This is a genomic window from Pseudomonas sp. S3_C06 (genome assembly GCF_054667675.1).
Genome location: NZ_CP162747.1, coordinates 4,919,620 through 4,934,184 on the forward strand (window position 1 = coordinate 4,919,620; position 14,565 = coordinate 4,934,184).

The window sequence follows — 14,565 nt, forward strand, 5'->3', positions numbered from 1 at the left end:
AGCCCCGGATCATGAGTTCTGCCTTGCACGAGCAGCCGTACCTCGAAAGCTGGCGCTGGATGAGTCGCCAGATCCGTTGCGCGATGGATCCTGACGAGCCGCGCCTGATCGAACATTACCTGGCCGAAGGCCGGTATCTGTCTTGTTGCACCGCGACCTCGCCCTGGATGGTCGCCGAAACCTCTTTCCGTTTGCTGCTCGACACCGCCACCGACATCGCTTTGCCGTGGCACTGGCGCAGCCTCTGTCTCGATCAAGCCTGGCGTCCGTTGCGTGAAATGGAGCGCCTTTCTCTGTGCAAATGCCGGCTTAAACGCTGGCAGCGCTACACCTGGCAGCTCGCCACTTGCGAGTTGCTTCCCTCGATTCCTCTCATTGAATTAGTCCAAGGATTTACCGATGACCAAGACACGTATTGAGCGCGACAGCATGGGCGAACTGCAGGTGCCGGTGGACGCTCTCTACGGCGCGCAAACCCAGCGCGCAGTGGATAACTTCCCGATCAGCGGCAAGCCGATGCCGACGCAATTCATCCGCGCACTGATCCTCGCCAAAGCGGCCGCCGCTCGCGCCAACGTTGAACTCAACCAAATCAGCGCCGCACAGGGCAAAGCCATCAGCGACGCCGCGCAAGGCTTGCTCGAAGGCGATTTCATGCAGCATTTTCCGGTGGATATTTTCCAGACCGGTTCCGGTACCAGTTCCAACATGAACGCCAATGAAGTGATTGCCACCCTCGCCAGTCGTCTGCTCGGCGAGCCGGTGAACGCCAACGATCACGTCAATTGCGGGCAGAGCAGCAACGACATCATTCCGACCACCATCCACGTCAGCGCCGCGCTGGCCCTCCATGAACAACTGCTGCCGGCGCTGCTGCACCTGGTGCAAGTGATCGAACAAAAGGCCGGGCAAGTGCATCACCACGTCAAAACCGGCCGCACGCATTTGATGGACGCGATGCCGGTGCGCATGAGCCAGGTACTCAATGGCTGGGCGCAGCAGCTCAAGGCCAACATCGCTCATCTGCAGGATCTGCTGCCAAGCCTGCAATCGCTGGCGCAGGGCGGCACAGCGGTCGGCACCGGGATCAACGCGCACCCTGAGTTCGCCGCGCGTTTCAGCCGCCAGTTGAGCCAATTGACCGACGTGCAATTCACCCCGGGCAAAGACTTGTTTGCGCTGATCGGTTCGCAAGACACCGCCGTCGCCGTCTCCGGCCAGCTCAAAGCCATCGCCGTCACTTTGATGAAAATCGCCAACGACCTGCGCTGGATGAACTCCGGCCCGCTCGCCGGCCTTGGTGAGATCGAGCTGGAAGCCCTGCAACCGGGCTCGTCGATCATGCCAGGCAAGGTCAATCCGGTGATTCCGGAAGCCACCGCCATGGTCGCCGCACAAGTCATCGGCAACGATTCGGTGATCACCATCGCCGGCCAGTCGGGCAACTTCGAACTCAACGTGATGCTGCCGATCATCGCGCAGAACCTGCTGAGCAGCATCGAACTGCTGGCCAACTCCAGCCGCCTGCTCGGCGACAAAGCCATTGCCACTTTCAAGGTCAACGAATCGCGCCTGAAGGAAGCGTTGTCGCGCAATCCGATTCTGGTCACTGCGCTCAACCCGATCATCGGTTACCAGAAAGCCGCCGAAATCGCCAAGCAGGCCTACAAGGAAGGCCGCGCGGTGATCGACGTCGCGCTGGAGCACACCGACCTGTCGCGCAGCCAACTGGAAGAGTTGCTCAATCCCGAGAAACTCACCGCCGGCGGCGTATAAACCCCGCAACCGCTTTGGAGGCTCACCATGGAGCACTGGAAACGCACGATCGAACGGGCCAATCGCTGCTTCATGCTGGGCGAACTGATCGACGCCCGTGAGGCGTACCTGCAAGCCCTGGCCCTGGCGCAAGTGTTGTTCGAACGTTGGGCAGATGCCGACGAAGCGGTGGCGGCCTGCGTCATCTCGCACCACAACCTCGCGGATTTGCACTTGCGTCTGAATCAGCCGGAGGAGAGCGCCGAATACCTCTGCGCTATTCACCAACGGCTGCTGCAAACCATGCAGGACGAACGTCAGCGCCTGGCCTTGCGTGAAGCGGCGCTGCGCCAGAGCAGCAAGACCTACGTCGAGCTGCTGAATTTCATCAGCGAACACGGCGAATACCCGCGTACCCAGCGTCTGCTGCACCCGGATACCGGCAATGCGCGCCGCGCGCCTGCCGCACATCACCATGGAGTCCATTGAAATGGCTTTTACCTTGCCTGCCTTGCCTTACGCCTACGACGCTCTTGAGCCGCATATCGATGCACAGACCATGGAGATTCACTACACCAAGCATCACCAGACTTACATCAACAACCTCAACGCCGCTGTAGAAGGCACTGAGTACGCTGAATGGCCGGTAGAAAAACTCGTCGCCAGTGTTCAGCAACTGCCGGAAAAACTCCGTGCGGCGGTGATCAATCAGGGCGGCGGTCACGCCAATCACTCGCTGTTCTGGGAAGTGATGGTGCCGAGCGGTGGCGGCAAGCCGGATGGTGCGTTGGCCAAGGCCATCGATGAGCAACTGGGTGGCCTCGACAGCTTCAAGGAAGCCTTCACCAAAGCCGCACTGACCCGATTCGGCAGCGGCTGGGCCTGGCTCAGCGTGACCCCGGAGAAAAAACTGATCGTGGAGAGCAGCGGCAACCAGGACAGCCCGTTGATGAATGGCAACACGCCGATCCTCGGTCTCGACGTCTGGGAGCACGCCTACTACTTGCGCTATCAGAACCGCCGCCCCGAATACATCAATGCGTTCTACAACGTAATCAATTGGCCTGAAGTGGCTGCGCGCTATCAGGCCGCACTGGTTTAAGTCTTCTATAAAAAAAATCCAAGGCTGACTATGGGCACTGAAACACTGGCGATCGGAAGTGGGCGTATGTTTCGTTACGCAGTGGGATCGCTGTTGCTGTTGGCGGGCATGACCTTGCTGGTCGCCCACGGGCTGGAATGGCTGAACCTCGAACCGAGGCTGTTGCGGGCGTTGCAGGGTGGTGCGATCTGCGCCCTGGGCACGGCACTTGGCGCTGTGCCGGTGCTGGTGATTCGGCGTATGCCGCAGGCGCTCAGCGATACGTTGCTGGGGTTTGGCGCCGGCGTGATGCTAGCGGCGACGGCGTTTTCGCTGATCGTACCGGGAATTGCCGCCGCCGAAAGCCTGGGTCTGACTCCGTGGGGTGCCAGCGGCCTGATCTGCTTCGGCATCATGCTCGGCGCTTTCGGGCTGTATCTGGTCGATCGCAAAGTTTCCGGCGCCTCACCGGAAATGCTCGTCGGCACGGTCGAACATCCGGTCATTCCGCCGCGGATCTGGTTGTTCGTGTTTGCCATCATTGCCCATAACATCCCTGAAGGTATGGCCGTCGGCGTGTCTGCCGGTGGCGGCATGCCGGATGCGGACAGTCTGGCCATGGGCATCGCTTTACAGGATGTGCCGGAAGGTCTGGTGATTGCATTGGTCTTGGCCGGGGCAGGGATGTCGCGGGTCAAAGCATTTTTAATCGGAGCGGCGTCAGGTCTGGTCGAGCCGGTGTTTGCGCTGCTGTGTGCCTGGCTGGTCGGTCTGGCGCAGGTATTGTTGCCGATAGGTCTGGCACTGGCGGCGGGGGCGATGTTGCTGGTGGTGACCCACGAGGTCATCCCGGAATCACGACGCCATGGTCATGAAAAACTGGCCAGTCTTGGCTTGTTGATCGGGTTTTGTCTGATGATGGTGATGGATACGGCGTTGGGTTGAAGTAGATCAACAGATCGCAGCCTTCGGCAGCTCTTACGGGGAAGATTTGTGCGTCGCGGGCTGCGATTTTTTGCCTCAGGTTTTCAACCACCTTCGCCGAAGTAGTCGTTGATCAGATCAACCAATGCCTGCAAGGCTTCATCAGCCTGTTCACCCTCGGTACTCAGTTGGATGACCGTACCCTTGCCGGCAGCTAGCATCATCATGGCCATGATGCTTTTTCCGTCGACCATGGATTCGGGAGTGCGCCCGACTCTGATAGTACAATTCTTGAACTCGCCAGCAACCCCGACAAACTTGGCCGATGCGCGGGCATGCAGGCCCAGCTTGTTGATGATTTCGATTTCCAGAGCAGGCATCGCGGTGTGAATCCTTTAAGTGAGGTCGCGGTGGCGAACCTGGACGTTCTTCAGGGTTTTCTGCAGGGCCTGACCCAGACGTTCGGTCAGGTAGACGGAGCGGTGATGCCCGCCGGTGCAGCCAATGGCAATGGTGACGTAGGCACGGTTGCTGGCGGCGAAGCGCGGCAGCCACTTGTGCAGGTAGGTGAAGATGTCCTGAAACATTTCTTCGACCTCCGGCTGTGCCGCCAGGTATTCAGCCACCGGCGCATCGAGACCCGATTGCGCACGCAGTTCCGGCTTCCAGTACGGATTGGGCAGGCAGCGCACATCGAACACCAGATCCGCATCCACCGGCATGCCGCGCTTGAAGCCGAAGGACTCGACCAGAAATGCGGTGCCCGGCTCTGGCTGATTCAGCAGACGCAGCTTGATGGAGTCGCGCAACTGGTACAGGTTGAGGTTGGTGGTGTTGATTTTCAGGTCGGCGAGGTCGGCGATCGGGCCGAGCAGGGCGGTTTCATCCTGGATCGCTTCGGCCAGCGAGCGATTGGCGTTGCTCAGTGGATGGCGTCGGCGGGTCTCGGAGAAACGCTTGAGCAGGGTTTCTTCGTCGGCGTCCAGATACAGGACATCGCACTGGATGTGCTTGGCCCGGACATCTTCAAGCAACTCGGGAAAGCGCGTCAGATGGCTCGGCAAGTTACGCGCATCGATCGACACGGCCACCAGCGGTTGCGCCAGCTCAGTGTGAATCAGCGCGCGTTCGGCCAGTTCCGGCAACAAGCCTGCGGGCAGGTTGTCGATGCAGTAATAGCCGTTGTCCTCAAGGACATCCAGAGCCGTACTTTTACCCGAGCCGGAACGGCCGCTGACGATGATCAAACGCATGATTAATGCCCGTTCTGCTCGCTCAGGACGACCTGATACAAGGCTTCGCTACTCGGTGCGCTACGCAGCTGTTCGCGCACTTCCTTACGATCCAGCATGCTGGCGATCTGACGTAGCAACTCCAGATGCGCATCGGTGGCGGCTTCCGGGACCAGCAAAACAAACAGCAGGTCAACCGGAGCGCCGTCAATGGCGTCGAAATCGATCGGAGCGTCAAGGTGCATCAGCGCGCTGATCGGCGCTTGGCAACCCTTGAGGCGGCAATGGGGGATGGCGATGCCGTTACCAAAACCGGTGGAACCGAGTTTTTCACGGGCAATCAACGCCTCGAAGACATCCTGCATGGCCAGATCCGGCACTTCGCGGGCGATCAGGTTGGCAATTTGTTCGAGGGCTTTCTTTTTACTGCCGCCCGGCACGTTCACGAGGGAACGGCCGGGGGTCAGGATACTTTCAAGTCGGATCATGGAATGGGGGGTTATCGACCTGTCGCGCCCTGGAGGAGGCTTTGGGTCTTTTCCTTATGCTTTTTGAGTTGGCGATCCAGCTTGTCGGTCAGTAGGTCAATGGCGGCATACATGTCGTCATGCTCGGCATTGGCAACCACTTCTCCGCCGGGAATATGCAAGGTGGCTTCGATTTTCTGCTTCAGCTTTTCGACGCACATCGTGACTTGCACGTTGGTGATCTTGTCGAAATGGCGCTCTAATCGGTCGAGTTTTTCGTTGATGTAGGTGCGCAGAGGTTCGGTCACTTCCAGTTGGTGTCCACTGATGTTGACTTGCATACAGCTTCTCCTTCGTTGCCAGTGCATAAAGCGGCAGGCTGGATAGCCTGCCACTGGAACGCTGTAACGTGGCTTACATCAACCGCTTGCGTTCGCTCGAAGGCGCGATCCCGAGGGATTCGCGGTACTTGGCGACGGTGCGGCGAGCCACCTGAATGCCTTGTGCCTCCAGTAAACCAGCGATCTTGCTGTCACTCAACGGCTTTTTCTGATTTTCCGCAGCAACCAGTTTTTTGATGATCGCGCGGATCGCCGTGGACGAGCATTCGCCGCCTTCGGAGGTGCTGACGTGGCTGGAGAAAAAGTATTTCAGCTCATAAATACCGCGCGGGGTATGCATGAATTTCTGCGTGGTCACCCGTGAAATCGTCGATTCGTGCATGCCGACCGCTTCGGCGATGTCATGCAGGACCAATGGCTTCATCGCTTCGTCGCCGTACTCCAGAAAACCGCGCTGATGCTCGACGATCTGGGTGGCAACTTTCATCAGGGTTTCGTTGCGGCTCTGCAGGCTCTTGATGAACCAGCGGGCTTCCTGCAACTGATTGCGCATGAAGGTGTTGTCGGCGCTGGTGTCGGCGCGGCGGACGAAACCAGCGTACTGGGCGTTGACGCGCAGCCGTGGCACCGATTCCTGATTGAGTTCGACCAGCCAGCGTTCGTTGTCCTTGCGCACGATCACGTCGGGCACGACGTATTCGGCTTCGGTTGATTCGATCTGTGAACCCGGGCGCGGATTAAGGCTTTGCACCAGCTCGATGACCTGACGCAGTTCGTCTTCCTTGAGCTTCATGCGCCGCATCAACTGGCTGTAGTCGCGGCTGCCAAGCAGGTCGATGTAATCGCTGACCAGACGTTTCGCTTCAGCCAGCCAAGGTGTCTTGGCCGACAACTGGCGCAATTGCAGCAGCAGGCATTCGCCGAGATTGCGCGCGCCGATGCCGGCCGGTTCGAACTGCTGGATGCGGTGCAGGACGGCTTCGATTTCGTCCAGTTCGATGTCCAGTTCCGGGTCGAACGCCTCAAGGATCTCTTCGAGGGTTTCGTCCAGGTAGCCCTGATTGTTGATGCAATCGATCAGGGTCACGGCGATCAGGCGATCGGTGTCGGACATCGGCGCAAGGTTCAGTTGCCACAGCAGGTGGCTTTGCAGGCTCTCGCCGGCGGACGTGCGTGTGGTGAAATCCCACTCGTCATCGTCGCTGCTGGGCAGGCTGCTGGCGCTGGTCTGGTAGACGTCTTCCCAGGCCGTGTCGACCGGAAGCTCGTTGGGGATGCGCTCGTTCCATTCGCCGTCCTCGAGGTTGTCGACCGTCGGGGCGGTTTCCTGATAGGACGGTTCCTGGATCTCGGTGTTGGGCTTCTGTTCGGCGTTGTCAGCCATGGGGTCGGAATTATCGAAGTCTTCGCCTTCTTCCTGGCGTTCGAGCATCGGATTGGATTCCAGCGCCTCCTGGATTTCCTGTTGCAGATCCAGGGTCGACAATTGGAGCAGGCGGATGGCCTGTTGCAGCTGCGGTGTCATCGTCAGCTGCTGGCCCATTCTCAAGACTAGCGATGGTTTCATGGCAGGGGCTTAACACCTTATTCGCCGGCGCTATGCGCCATCCACTACAGGGCGCCGAGGCGCCAAACTTAAGCAAATTATATGCCTGAAACTGAAGTGTTTGCCTAGAGCGCTGTAACAATTAAAGCGGATTAAATCCTGCTTGAATCGATACAGCGCCCCGGCGGCGCACCGGGCACTGTTGCGCTTACAGGCGGAACTCGTGGCCCAGATACACTTCCTTGACCAGATCGTTGGCCAGGATGGTTTCTGCATCGCCTTCAGCGATCAGTTGACCATCGTTGACGATGTAAGCGGTTTCGCAGATATCCAGCGTTTCACGGACGTTGTGGTCGGTGATCAGCACACCGATACCCTTGGCCTTGAGGTGGTGGATGATCTGCTTGATGTCGCCGACCGAAATCGGGTCGACACCGGCGAACGGTTCGTCGAGCAGGATGAATTTCGGTGCGGTCGCCAGTGCGCGAGCGATTTCCACCCGGCGGCGTTCACCACCGGAAAGGCTCATGCCGAGGTTGTCGCGGATGTGGCTGATGTGGAATTCCTGCAGCAGGCTTTCCAGCTCCTTGCGACGGCCGGCCTTGTCGAGTTCCTGGCGGGTCTCGAGGATGGCCATGATGTTATCGGCCACCGACAGTTTGCGGAAGATCGACGCTTCTTGCGGCAGATAGCCGATACCGGCCTTGGCGCGACCGTGCATTGGCTGATGGCTGACGTCCAGATCGTCGATCAGTACGCGGCCCTGATCGGCCTGTACCAGGCCGACGATCATGTAGAAGCACGTGGTCTTGCCGGCACCGTTCGGGCCGAGCAGGCCGACGATCTGGCCGCTGTCGATCGACAGGCTGACGTCACGCACGACCTGGCGGCTTTTATAGGCCTTGGCCAGGTGCTGAGCTTTCAGAGTTGCCATTACTGGGTTTTCTCGTCGGTTTTCTTCTTCGGCTGGATCACCATGTCGATGCGCGGACGCGCCTCGGTGACCTTGCTGCCGGTAGCGCGACCGGCGCTGGCCAGTTTCTTCACGGTGTCGTAGACGATTTTCTCGCCCTGAGTGACGTTGCCGTCTTTGTCGACGACCTTGGCCTTGTCGATCAGCACGACGCGGTTTTGCTGGGCGTGGTATTGAATCGTCACGCCGTAGCCTTGAACCGGTTTGGTGTCGCCCTGGGTTTGCAGCTGCTCGAAGTAAGCCAGGTTGCCCACGGAGGTCACTACGTCGATATCGCCATTCGGCGCGCGAGTCATGGTGACCGTGTTGCCTTTAACGATCATCGAGCCCTGGGTGATGATCACATCACCTTTATAGGTAGCGATGCCGTTCTTGTCATCCAGTTGGGCGTCGTCGGCCTGAATGCGGATAGGTTGCTGCTGATCGTTCGGCAGAGCCCAGGCGCTCACGCTTCCCAGTGCTGCGCCCAGACTGAGCAAAATAGGGAGGGTTTTAACGAGCCTCATACTGTCCTCTTACGTTCGATAGCAGGTGTATCCTGCTTTCCTTCAGGTACGCTTTCATTCCAACGCCAGTCGATACACCGCCAGCGCCGTCGATTCTAACGGGTTGCTCGGTCTGCGCATATTCCTGCTGCGGGAACACGGTCATGCGCGTGGAAGTGATCAGGATGTCACGCTTCTTTTCGTCGGTGCGCGCAACGCGTACCGAATCGATCAGCTCGACTTCGGTGCCGCCTGAGTTCACTTCACCGCGCTCACTGGTCACGTGCCACGGGAAGTCCGTTCCGCGGTACATGTTCAGATCGGGTTTGGTCACCAGCGTGACGTCGGTTGCCTTTACGTGCTCGGCCTTTTCCGACGTCATTTCATACTGCACCTTGCCATCCGGCAGGTATTGCAGGGTGTGCGTGTTGGTCGCATACCAGTCGATAGGCGTTTCCACCGAGGTGACCGGTGGTTTGTCGAGAAAGCGTTCCGGGCTGATATTCCAGTAGCCGACCGCGGCGAAAATCGCAGCGATGCAGCCGAACAGCAGGAAGTTACGAAATTTTTTGCTGAACATGGTTTGGCTCACAGGTACGCGGCGTTGGCCGCATCGAGGCGGCCCTGGGCGCGCAGGATCAATTCGCAGAATTCGCGGGCGGCGCCTTCACCACCGCGAGCGCGGGTCACGCCATGGGCGTGTTCGCGGACGAAGTCGGCGGCGTTGGCCACGGCCATGCCTAAACCTACGCGACGAATCACCGGCAGATCGGGCAGGTCGTCACCGAGATAGGCAACCTCTTCATAGCTTAGGCCCAGTTGCTCGAGAAGACCGTCGAGAACGACCAATTTGTCTTCGCGCCCCTGAAACAGGTGGGGGATGCCGAGGTTTTTCGCGCGACGCTCGACCACCGGGGTCTTGCGACCGCTGATGATAGCGGTCTGCACGCCGGCGTTCATCAGCATCTTGATGCCCTGGCCATCGAGGGTATTGAAGGTCTTGAACTCACTGCCGTCTTCGAGGAAGTACAGGCGCCCGTCGGTGAGAACGCCGTCGACGTCGAAAACCGCCAGTTTGATCGCTTTGCCGCGTTGCAGCAGATCGTTACTCATTACATGACTCCTGCGCGCAGCAGATCGGAGAGGTTGAAGGCGCCGACCGGGCGATCTTCCTCGTCTACGACTACCAATGCGTTGATTCGGTGGTCTTCCATGATTTTCAGGGCCTCGGCGGCCAGCATTTCCGGCCGGGCAGTCTTGCCGTGAGCGGTCATTACCTGATCGATGGTGGCGCTGCGAATGTCGATGCTGCGATCCAGCGTGCGGCGCAGATCGCCGTCCGTGAAGATCCCGGCGAGTTTGCCGTCAGTTTCAAGAATGACGGTCATGCCCAGACCTTTACGGGTCATTTCCATCAGTGCGTCCTTGAGCAGCGTGCCGCGCTGTACTTGCGGCAACTCCTGACCGGCATGCATGACGTTTTCCACTTTCAGCAACAGGCGACGGCCAAGGGCGCCACCCGGATGAGAAAAGGCGAAGTCTTCGGCAGTGAAACCGCGCGCCTCCAGCAACGCTACGGCCAGCGCATCACCCATGACCAGCGCTGCGGTGGTCGAGGAGGTCGGCGCCAGATTCAGCGGGCAGGCCTCATGTTCGACGTGAACGTTGAGATTGACCTCGGCCGCCTTGGCCAGCGGCGATAGCGGGTTGCCGGTGACGCTGATCAGCTGGATACCCAGACGTTTGATCAGCGGCAGCAGGGTGACGATTTCGTTGGTCGAGCCGGAGTTCGACAGGGCCAGAATCACGTCATCACGAGTGATCATGCCCATGTCGCCATGGCTGGCCTCGGCCGGGTGCACGAAAAAAGCCGGGGTGCCGGTGCTGGCCAGGGTCGCGGCAATCTTGTTGCCGATGTGCCCGGATTTGCCCATGCCGACCACAACTACACGGCCCTTGCTGGCCAGAATCATCTCGCAAGCGCGTACGAAATCGGCGTCGATATGGGGCAACAAGCCTTGTACGGCTTCCACTTCGAGTTGGATGGTGCGTTGTGCCGATTGAATCAGGTCGCTGGATTGGCTCATGTCAGAAATCGTATAGCCCGATGAAAAGGCGGCGATTATAGCGGTTATGTGGCAAAGCCTCACGCAAGTTCGTCGCGCTTTGTCATTACTCGTTACCAAAACCCGGTAAAAGAGCCTGCGGACCTGTCATATCGCCGAACTCAGGCTGGTACAAGCCTTGGGCGCGTAGCCTTTGCAGTGATATAGTTCGCCGCCAGTTCGGCCTGCCCGGGATGTACGTACTTTTTAAGTAAAGACAGGCGTCCGAGTGAGAGGCTGCATCGCAAGGAGTTTAGATGAGTGCCGATAACGCCTACGCGGTCGAGCTGAAGGGAGTCTCCTTCAAGCGCGGTGCGCGCAGCATTTTCAATAACGTCGATATTCGCATACCGCGCGGCAAGGTCACCGGCATCATGGGGCCTTCCGGGTGTGGCAAGACCACGCTGCTGCGATTGATGGGCGCACAATTGCGTCCTGCCAGCGGCGAAGTCTGGGTCAACGGCCAGAATCTGCCTGCGCTTTCGCGCAGCGATCTGTTCGATGCGCGAAAGCACATGGGTGTGCTGTTTCAAAGCGGCGCGCTGTTCACCGATCTCGATGTGTTCGAGAACGTGGCTTTCCCCCTGCGTGTTCATACCGATTTGCCGGAAGAAATGATCCGCGACATCGTCCTGCTCAAGTTGCAGGCGGTCGGTCTGCGCGGAGCCATCGAGTTGATGCCGGATGAGCTGTCCGGTGGCATGAAGCGCCGCGTCGCACTGGCGCGGGCGATTGCGCTCGATCCGCAGATCCTCATGTACGACGAACCGTTCGTCGGGCAGGACCCGATCGCCATGGGTGTGCTGGTCCGTCTGATTCGCCTGCTCAACGACGCGCTGGGGATCACCAGTATCGTGGTGTCCCACGATCTGGCGGAAACCGCGAGCATCGCCGATTACATCTATGTTGTCGGTGATGGTCAGGTACTGGGGCAGGGTACGCCGGACGAGTTGATGAGCTCGGACGAGCCGCGTATCCGTCAGTTCATGACCGGCGATCCCGATGGCCCGGTGCCGTACCATTTTCCAGCGACGGATTACCGCGCAGATCTTCTGGGGAAGCGCTGATGCGCAGAATTTCATTAATAGAACGCGTGCGCCGGTTCGGCGAGGCGGCGATCGACGCCGTCGCGGTGTTCGGTCGTGCGACGCTGTTCCTGTTTCATGCTCTGCTGGGGCGCGGCGGGATCAGCGGTGGCTTCAGCCTGCTGGTCAAGCAACTGCATTCAGTCGGCGTGATGTCGCTGGTGATCATCGTCGTTTCGGGGATTTTCATCGGCATGGTGCTGGCGCTGCAGGGCTTCAGCATTCTGTCGAGCTACGGTTCGGAGCAGGCGGTGGGGCAGATGGTTGCGCTGACCTTGCTGCGTGAACTGGGTCCGGTGGTGACTGCGCTGTTGTTCGCCGGTCGTGCCGGTTCGGCACTGACTGCCGAGATCGGCAACATGAAATCCACCGAACAGCTTTCCAGTCTGGAAATGATCGGCGTCGATCCGCTCAAGTACATCATTGCCCCGCGCCTGTGGGCCGGCTTCATTTCCCTGCCGGTGCTGGCGATGATTTTCAGCGTGGTCGGGATTTGGGGCGGTTCGTGGGTGGCCGTCGACTGGCTGGGTGTGTATGAAGGCTCTTATTGGGCGAACATGCAGAACAGCGTGAACTTCACCAGTGACGTGCTTAACGGCGTCATCAAAAGTATCGTTTTCGCCTTTGTCGTGACCTGGATCGCCGTATTCCAAGGCTATGACTGTGAGCCCACTTCCGAGGGCATCAGTCGCGCCACCACCAAGACTGTAGTGTTTGCCTCGCTGGCAGTGCTCGGCCTGGACTTTATTCTGACTGCTTTGATGTTTGGAGATTTCTGATGCAAAACCGCACCCTGGAAATCGGTGTCGGCCTGTTCCTGCTGGCAGGGATCCTGGCTTTGTTGCTGCTTGCTTTGCGGGTCAGTGGTCTGTCTCCGACGTCGACCACCGATACCTATAAACTTTATGCGTATTTCGACAATATCGCCGGTTTGACGGTCAGAGCCAAAGTGACCATGGCCGGTGTGACCATCGGCAAGGTCACGGCAATCGATCTGGATCGCGACAGCTTCACCGGTCGGGTAACCCTGCAAGTGGATAAAAAGGTCGACAACCTGCCGACCGACTCCACAGCGTCTATCCTGACCGCTGGTCTGCTGGGCGAGAAGTACATCGGTATCAGCGTCGGCGGGGAAGACAAACCGCTGAAGGATGGCGGAACCATCCACGACACCCAGTCGTCACTGGTACTGGAAGACCTTATCGGTAAATTCCTGCTCAATACCGTTAGCAAAGACGCCAAATGAGGAGCTTTTGAATGATCTCTATCTTGCGACGCAGCTTGTTGGTGCTGTTGGCGGCCTTGCCGTTGATGGGTAACGCCGTGGCTGCTGCGACTTCGGCACATGATCTGGTGCAGGACACAACCACCCGGTTGCTGGCCGACCTGGCTGCCAACAAAGAGAAATACAAGCAGGATCCGACTGATTTCTACGCGGCGCTCAACACCATCGTCGGGCCAGTAGTGGACGCCGAGGGCATTTCCAAGAGCATCATGACGGTCAAGTATTCGCGCAAGGCCACGCCGGCGCAGATGCAGACCTTCCAGGAAAACTTCAAGAAAGGCCTGTTCCAGTTCTACGGCAATGCCTTGCTCGAGTACAACAACCAGGGCATTACCGTTGACCCTGCCAAAGACGAATCGGGCGACCGCACCAGCGTCAACATGACCGTCAAGGGCAGCAGCGGCGCAATCTATCCTGTGCAGTACACGCTGGAGAAGATCAACGGCGAGTGGAAACTGCGCAACGTGATCATCAATGGCATCAACATCGGCAAACTGTTCCGTGATCAGTTCGCCGACGCGATGCAGCGCAATGGCAACGATCTGGACAAAACCATCAATGGTTGGGCCGGTGAAGTGGCCAAGGCCAAAGAAGCCACCGAAAAGAACCCCGCGCAATGAACGAGGCCGCAGTTCGTATGAGTGATGTCGACGAGCTTCTGCTCAGCGGAGTGCTGGACTATCGCACCGGTGCCGACCTGCGCAAGCAAGGCCAGACGCTGATCAAGTCCAGCAAGGCTGCTTCGCTGGTGATCGATTGCTCGGCGGTGAAGAAGTCCAGCAGCGTCGGTTTGTCGTTGCTGCTGTGCTTCATGCGCGATGCGAATGCGGCCGGAAAGGCTGTCAGCATCCGCGCGATGCCCGAAGACATGCGCGAAATCGCTCAGGTCAGTGAACTGACCGAACTGTTGGCGCACCCCTGAAACAGCATCTATAAAGAAGCCCCCCGTCAGAGTCCTGCCATGCGGGGTTCGCAGGCGCGGGGCTTTTTTGTATGATGTCCGACCCGTGCGCACAGGGCGCCGATTGAGGTTGAGCATGCAGGCCGTAGAAGTGAAGAGCTTCCTTGAAGGAAAGCTGCCCGGAACGTTGGTAGAAGTTGAGGGCGAAGGCTGCAATTTCCAGCTGAACGTGATTAGCGATGAACTGGCGGCGTTGAGCCCGGTGAAGCGTCAGCAGCAGGTCTATGCCCATTTGAACCCATGGATCACCGATGGCAGCATCCATGCGGTCACTATGAAATTTTTCAGCAGCGCGGCCTGGGCCGAGCGCACCTGAGCCTTAGGG

21 protein-coding genes are annotated in these 14,565 nt (G+C 58.9%); 11 read left to right on the top strand and 10 right to left on the bottom strand.

The features are described 5' to 3' along the window. Window positions 1–11: 11 nt before the first annotated feature. The 5 genes from AB4N44_RS21700 to AB4N44_RS21720 are packed head-to-tail and all read left to right on the top strand — an operon-like array spanning window position 12 to window position 3,781. Window positions 12–419, top strand: a complete 408-nt coding sequence (locus AB4N44_RS21700) for a hypothetical protein (RefSeq protein WP_008085087.1) — start codon at window positions 12–14, stop codon at window positions 417–419. Beyond that, on the top strand, window positions 400–1,776 hold the full coding sequence (locus tag AB4N44_RS21705) for a class II fumarate hydratase (RefSeq protein WP_127925834.1): 1,377 nt from the start codon (window positions 400–402) through the stop codon (window positions 1,774–1,776). Before AB4N44_RS21700 ends, AB4N44_RS21705 begins: the two co-directional genes overlap by 20 nt. A 27-nt stretch (window positions 1,777–1,803) precedes the next feature. Then, the gene (locus AB4N44_RS21710; protein ID WP_460107556.1) at window positions 1,804–2,244 is read left to right on the top strand and encodes a hypothetical protein; all 441 of its coding nucleotides are present in this window, start codon (window positions 1,804–1,806) and stop codon (window positions 2,242–2,244) included. A 1-nt stretch (window position 2,245) separates the two neighbouring features. Then, window positions 2,246–2,857 (top strand): superoxide dismutase, encoded by a 612-nt coding sequence (locus tag AB4N44_RS21715; RefSeq protein WP_122597935.1) that lies wholly within the window; start codon window positions 2,246–2,248, stop codon window positions 2,855–2,857. Window positions 2,858–2,887: 30 nt separating this feature from the next. Then, complete coding sequence (locus AB4N44_RS21720; RefSeq protein WP_316917679.1) at window positions 2,888–3,781, top strand: ZIP family metal transporter; 894 nt, start codon at window positions 2,888–2,890, stop codon at window positions 3,779–3,781. 83 nt (window positions 3,782–3,864) lie between these two features. On the opposite strand, the gene AB4N44_RS21725 is transcribed toward AB4N44_RS21720, so the two are convergent. The 10 genes from AB4N44_RS21725 to AB4N44_RS21770 all read right to left on the bottom strand — a co-directional run bounded on the left by AB4N44_RS21725 (window position 3,865) and on the right by AB4N44_RS21770 (window position 10,891). Further along, window positions 3,865–4,140: an HPr family phosphocarrier protein gene (locus AB4N44_RS21725; RefSeq protein WP_038357532.1), complete on the bottom strand. Its 276-nt coding sequence runs from the start codon at window positions 4,138–4,140 to the stop codon at window positions 3,865–3,867. Between the two features lie 15 nt (window positions 4,141–4,155). After that, the gene (gene rapZ, locus AB4N44_RS21730) at window positions 4,156–5,013 is read right to left on the bottom strand and encodes an RNase adapter RapZ (protein WP_038357533.1); all 858 of its coding nucleotides are present in this window, start codon (window positions 5,011–5,013) and stop codon (window positions 4,156–4,158) included. A gap of 2 nt (window positions 5,014–5,015) precedes the next feature. Beyond that, the gene (gene ptsN, locus AB4N44_RS21735; protein ID WP_116029477.1) at window positions 5,016–5,480 is read right to left on the bottom strand and encodes a PTS IIA-like nitrogen regulatory protein PtsN; all 465 of its coding nucleotides are present in this window, start codon (window positions 5,478–5,480) and stop codon (window positions 5,016–5,018) included. A gap of 11 nt (window positions 5,481–5,491) precedes the next feature. Beyond that, on the bottom strand, window positions 5,492–5,800 hold the full coding sequence (hpf, locus tag AB4N44_RS21740; protein ID WP_093435973.1) for a ribosome hibernation-promoting factor, HPF/YfiA family: 309 nt from the start codon (window positions 5,798–5,800) through the stop codon (window positions 5,492–5,494). 73 nt (window positions 5,801–5,873) lie between these two features. Next, window positions 5,874–7,367: an RNA polymerase factor sigma-54 gene (locus AB4N44_RS21745; protein ID WP_160055877.1), complete on the bottom strand. Its 1,494-nt coding sequence runs from the start codon at window positions 7,365–7,367 to the stop codon at window positions 5,874–5,876. Window positions 7,368–7,554: 187 nt separating this feature from the next. After that, the gene (gene lptB / locus AB4N44_RS21750; protein WP_008085069.1) at window positions 7,555–8,280 is read right to left on the bottom strand and encodes an LPS export ABC transporter ATP-binding protein; all 726 of its coding nucleotides are present in this window, start codon (window positions 8,278–8,280) and stop codon (window positions 7,555–7,557) included. Then, the gene (gene lptA / locus AB4N44_RS21755) at window positions 8,280–8,825 is read right to left on the bottom strand and encodes a lipopolysaccharide transport periplasmic protein LptA (RefSeq protein ID WP_038357536.1); all 546 of its coding nucleotides are present in this window, start codon (window positions 8,823–8,825) and stop codon (window positions 8,280–8,282) included. The genes lptB and lptA overlap by 1 nt, the downstream gene beginning before the upstream one ends. Further along, complete coding sequence (gene lptC, locus AB4N44_RS21760) at window positions 8,812–9,384, bottom strand: LPS export ABC transporter periplasmic protein LptC (protein ID WP_127925838.1); 573 nt, start codon at window positions 9,382–9,384, stop codon at window positions 8,812–8,814. The genes lptA and lptC overlap by 14 nt, the downstream gene beginning before the upstream one ends. An 8-nt stretch (window positions 9,385–9,392) precedes the next feature. Then, entirely contained in the window at window positions 9,393–9,917 is a 525-nt protein-coding gene (locus AB4N44_RS21765; protein WP_007912407.1) for a KdsC family phosphatase, read from the bottom strand. Further along, on the bottom strand, window positions 9,917–10,891 hold the full coding sequence (locus tag AB4N44_RS21770) for a KpsF/GutQ family sugar-phosphate isomerase (protein ID WP_127925839.1): 975 nt from the start codon (window positions 10,889–10,891) through the stop codon (window positions 9,917–9,919). Before AB4N44_RS21770 ends, AB4N44_RS21765 begins: the two co-directional genes overlap by 1 nt. A 275-nt stretch (window positions 10,892–11,166) precedes the next feature. On the opposite strand from AB4N44_RS21770, the gene AB4N44_RS21775 reads away from it, so the two are divergent. The 6 genes from AB4N44_RS21775 to AB4N44_RS21800 all read left to right on the top strand — a co-directional run bounded on the left by AB4N44_RS21775 (window position 11,167) and on the right by AB4N44_RS21800 (window position 14,556). Beyond that, window positions 11,167–11,976, top strand: coding sequence for an ATP-binding cassette domain-containing protein (locus AB4N44_RS21775; protein ID WP_160038309.1), 810 nt, complete (start codon window positions 11,167–11,169; stop codon window positions 11,974–11,976). Continuing rightward, window positions 11,976–12,773: a lipid asymmetry maintenance ABC transporter permease subunit MlaE gene (gene mlaE / locus AB4N44_RS21780; RefSeq protein WP_007912402.1), complete on the top strand. Its 798-nt coding sequence runs from the start codon at window positions 11,976–11,978 to the stop codon at window positions 12,771–12,773. The genes AB4N44_RS21775 and mlaE overlap by 1 nt, the downstream gene beginning before the upstream one ends. Beyond that, window positions 12,773–13,240, top strand: a complete 468-nt coding sequence (mlaD, locus tag AB4N44_RS21785) for an outer membrane lipid asymmetry maintenance protein MlaD (protein WP_007912400.1) — start codon at window positions 12,773–12,775, stop codon at window positions 13,238–13,240. Before mlaE ends, mlaD begins: the two co-directional genes overlap by 1 nt. An 11-nt stretch (window positions 13,241–13,251) precedes the next feature. After that, complete coding sequence (locus AB4N44_RS21790) at window positions 13,252–13,899, top strand: MlaC/ttg2D family ABC transporter substrate-binding protein (protein ID WP_038357539.1); 648 nt, start codon at window positions 13,252–13,254, stop codon at window positions 13,897–13,899. After that, complete coding sequence (locus tag AB4N44_RS21795; protein ID WP_127925840.1) at window positions 13,896–14,201, top strand: STAS domain-containing protein; 306 nt, start codon at window positions 13,896–13,898, stop codon at window positions 14,199–14,201. Before AB4N44_RS21790 ends, AB4N44_RS21795 begins: the two co-directional genes overlap by 4 nt. Before the next feature lie 115 nt (window positions 14,202–14,316). After that, window positions 14,317–14,556 (top strand): BolA family protein, encoded by a 240-nt coding sequence (locus AB4N44_RS21800; protein WP_008085051.1) that lies wholly within the window; start codon window positions 14,317–14,319, stop codon window positions 14,554–14,556. Window positions 14,557–14,565: the final 9 nt, after the last annotated feature.